Annotated in this window: 1 protein-coding gene; it reads right to left on the minus strand. The window is 55.8% G+C overall.

Annotated elements, in window-relative coordinates; all coding sequences use genetic code 11:
• On the minus strand, nucleotides 1-800 hold an 800-nt coding region (repA, locus tag A6U95_RS03820; protein ID WP_241810618.1), incomplete at its 3' end, for a plasmid replication initiator RepA.
• Nucleotides 801-914: the final 114 nt, after the last annotated feature.

Here is a 914-nt window from a genome sequence, read left to right on the forward strand (position 1 = left end):
CCCATGGCCTCCAGCTCATCCTTGCTGTACATCTTTATCAGACCGTTAAGGATCTCAGTGCGCGCCTGCTGGCGCTCCATCTGCAGCAGTTTTTGCGCTTGCCGCCGCTGTTGTTTGAAGGAACGGTGACGCGCCCGGTGTTCAAAGGCCCGTTTGATATGCTGCTCCTTGGCACGCCGGCGGGCCTCTGATAGCGTTATCGGGGCTTCGCCCTGCTTGACCAGCCCTTGATTCATCCACGCCAACTGCTGATTCTGCGCCGCCTGATACTTGCCCAGCTCGTAACCGATCAGGACAAAGAACAGCTCGGTTACCCAGATAATTTTGGGAATGTGGGAACGGCTGGCTTCATCCCAGGCACGTTCACAGGCGAGGGCACCCAATTCTTCCAGCGTGGTGATCGCCCGACTGGCGCGTGAGATGCTTTTTTTGTCACCACTACCGGTCGACAACCCACACCAGTCGGAAAGCTGTTCAACGCTGGCCTCAACCTTGCCGGTCACAATATTCAAACGATCGGACATCGCCACCATCAGCGCATTGATCGCTCTGGCCCGGTGTTCATTCATACGTTTAAAGAACGGCCGCGTCAGTCCGGTTTTCTGCTGGACGCGCGGTGTGGTGTACCAAGCTTCATGTCTGGCCGGCTGATTCTCACGGGCAGCCGTCACCAGTGCCCGGATAAGAGCAGGTTTGTTCGCCCCAGCCTTGGGAGGCTGGTAGGTGGGGAAAGGATTGCTGACGTAACAGCCCCGGGAACAGGCTGGTGTCGCTTGTTGGATTGCTGAGCGGTTATCCACCACTCCCTGCACTTAAGTTGCACAGGAGGAGTTGACCTTTAAAAGGCATAAAACTATACTCCCTGCATAGAGCAACGCTTCTATACAGTTTTAAGTGAGCCCCGGTAATCTTCT

Origin of the sequence: Serratia sp. 14-2641 (assembly GCF_001692375.1) — a bacterium.
Lineage (GTDB): Bacteria > Pseudomonadota > Gammaproteobacteria > Enterobacterales > Enterobacteriaceae > Chania > Chania fonticola_C.